Genomic DNA, 2,372 nt, shown 5'->3' with positions numbered 1-2,372 from the left:
CACTCCGAGGTCGCCGATTTCGGCCTCCATGTCCAGAAACGCCAACGACGCCGCCGATGACCTGTCGGCCGACGAGATCCTCCGTTTTTCGCGCGTGTCGATGCGTTACGGCCGCGGACCCGAGGTGCTGAGCGACGTCTCCCTCTCCCTGCCCCGCGGCTCGTTCCACTTCGTCACCGGCCCGTCCGGGGCCGGCAAGAGCTCGCTCTTGAAGCTGATCTACCTGGCCGCACAGCCCTCGTCGGGATCGGTGCGCCTGTTCGGCGACGACGTGACCAGCATGGCGCCGAAGGACCAGCCGAGGGTGCGCCGGCGCATCGGCGTGGTCTTCCAGGACCTGCTGCTGCTCGACCACCTGTCGGCGTTCGACAACACCGCGCTGCCGCTACGCATCGCCGGCCACAAGCCTTCGGAATACCGCAACGACGTCGCCGAGCTCCTGACCTGGGTGGGCCTGGGCCAGCGCATGCACGCCATGCCGCCCACCCTGGCCGGGGGCGAAAAGCAGCGCCTCGCCATCGCCCGCGCCGTGGTCGCCCGTCCTGAGATCCTGCTGGCCGACGAGCCCACCGGCAACGTCGACCACGAGATGGCGCTGCGGATCTACCGCCTGTTCGTCGAGCTGAACCGGCTGGGCACCACCGTCATCATCGCCACCCACGACCAGGACCTCGTCGCCCGCTCGGCCCGGCCCGTGCTGCACCTCGACAAGGGCCGGCTGCGCCCCATGCCGCCGCAAGGACCGGCGGAATGAGCGACGGGCCGTTCGATCCCGCCCGGTGGCGGCCGGCGTCGTTCCTGCCCGAGCAGGACGCGCGCGACCCGGCGCTGCTGTTCGTGGTGGCGGTGCTCTGCTTCCTGGCCTGCCTGACGGCCCTGGGCGTGATCGCCGCCGATCGCGCGGCCAGCGGCTGGTCCACACAGCTGCGCAGCGAAGCGACCGTGATCGTCCGCGCCCGCGGCGGCGAGACCCCCGACGCGGCGGCCGCCCGCGCCGCCGAAGTGCTGGCCGGCGTGCCGGGCGTCAGCGAAGCCCGCGCCCTGGAGAAGGAGAAGGCCTACGCGCTGATCCGGCCGTGGCTGGGCGACGTCGCCGCCGACCTCGACGACCTGCCAGTGCCGCGGCTGGTGGCCGTGGGACTGGAGCGGCGCAAGCCCGCGACGGCCGCCACCTTGTCGGCGGCGCTGAAGGGGCACGGCCTGGACGCAGTCGTCGACGACCATTCCGTCTGGATCAAGGACATCCGCCATGCCGCCGGCGTGGTGCGCTGGACGGCGCTGGTGATCTTCCTGCTGATCGCCGGCGCGGCAGGCGCCGTCGTGGCCTATGCGACGCGGGCGGGCCTCGCCGCGCGGCGCGACGTGGTGGAGGTGCTGCACCTGACCGGCGCCGAGGACGCCCAGATCGCCAACCTGTTCGAGCTGCGCTTCGCCCGCGTCGCCGCCATCGCCGGCGCGGCCGGCGCCGTGGCGGCGGGCCTGCTGGGCGGCGTGTTGCGGCTGATCGGCGGCGGCCAGGGCATCACGCCGGCCCTGCCCATCGCCTGGATCGACCTGATCGCCGTCCTGCCCTGTCCGATCCTGGCGGCGCTGGTGGCGGCCGTCGCCGCGCGGCTCACCGCGCGCAGGCTGATCGGGCAGCTCTGATGAAATCGGTCGCCGCCTTCCTGGTCCTGGCGCTCATCTGGTTCTCGGGCCTGCTCGCCTTCGCGAGCCGCGTGCAGCAGCAGACCCCCGCCCGCGCCCCCGCCCCGGCCCAAGGCATCGTAGCGCTCACCGGCGCGGGCTCGAACGAGCGGCTGTCGGCGGCCATGGGCCTGCTGGAGGACGGCTACGGCCGCCGCGTGCTGGTGTCCGGCGTCAACCGGATGGCCAGCCGCGAGGACATCCGCAACGTCTCTCGCGCCGTACGCCGGCTCTACGACTGCTGCGTGGACTTGGGGTTCACCGCCGCCGACACCGTGGGCAACGCGCGCGAGACCGCCGACTGGGCCCAGGCCATGCGCTACCGCCGCCTGATCGTGGTCACGTCCGACTACCACATGCCCCGCGCCATGCTGGAGCTCAACGCCGTGCTGCGCGACACCGGCATCACGGCCCAGACCTACGCGGTCGCCACCCCGGCGCTGAAATCCCGCAACTGGTGGCGCAGCCCCGGCGCAGCGCGGTTGATGGTGCTGGAGTATTGCAAGTATCTGGCGATCCTTGGCCGCGAGGCGGTGCTGGGGCTCGGCCCCCGCGAAGCCCCTGCGGCGCAACAGAAGGCCAGCCCGTGATAGCGGCCCGCTCCCTGATCTATGTTGCGCTGTTCTACCTGTGGACCGCCTTCATCGCGATCGGCGCCACGCCGATCCTGCTGGGGCCGGTCAGCT

At 72.5% G+C, this 2,372-nt stretch carries 3 protein-coding genes; all 3 read left to right on the top strand.

Features of this window, described 5'->3' with window-relative positions:
* The first annotated feature begins 28 nt into the window (after window positions 1-28).
* From ftsE to VGD44_RS03890, 3 genes are read left to right on the top strand one after another with little or no spacing between them, the layout of a single operon-like run.
* A complete protein-coding gene (gene ftsE, locus VGD44_RS03900) occupies window positions 29-754 on the top strand; it encodes a cell division ATP-binding protein FtsE (protein ID WP_414694610.1) in 726 nt (241 codons plus the stop codon).
* On the top strand, window positions 751-1,647 hold the full coding sequence (locus VGD44_RS03895) for a cell division protein FtsX (protein WP_331084069.1): 897 nt from the start codon (window positions 751-753) through the stop codon (window positions 1,645-1,647). Before ftsE ends, VGD44_RS03895 begins: the two co-directional genes overlap by 4 nt.
* A complete protein-coding gene (locus VGD44_RS03890) occupies window positions 1,647-2,276 on the top strand; it encodes a YdcF family protein (RefSeq protein WP_331084067.1) in 630 nt (209 codons plus the stop codon). Before VGD44_RS03895 ends, VGD44_RS03890 begins: the two co-directional genes overlap by 1 nt.
* The last annotated feature ends 96 nt before the right edge of the window (window positions 2,277-2,372 follow it).

The organism is Phenylobacterium sp., assembly GCF_036402295.1.
Taxonomy (GTDB): Bacteria; Pseudomonadota; Alphaproteobacteria; order Caulobacterales; family Caulobacteraceae; genus Phenylobacterium.
Note: the sequence above shows the minus strand (reverse complement) of the source record. Positions and strands in the feature narration are given on the sequence as shown.

Bases quoted from the DNA above. Each gene is read 5' to 3' on its own strand.
- ftsE (WP_414694610.1), top strand. From the start codon at position 29: ATGTCCAGAAACGCCAACGACGCCGCCGATGACCTGTCGGCCGACGAG.
- VGD44_RS03890 (WP_331084067.1), top strand. From the start codon at position 1,647: ATGAAATCGGTCGCCGCCTTCCTGGTCCTGGCGCTCATCTGGTTCTCG.
- VGD44_RS03895 (WP_331084069.1), top strand. From the start codon at position 751: ATGAGCGACGGGCCGTTCGATCCCGCCCGGTGGCGGCCGGCGTCGTTC.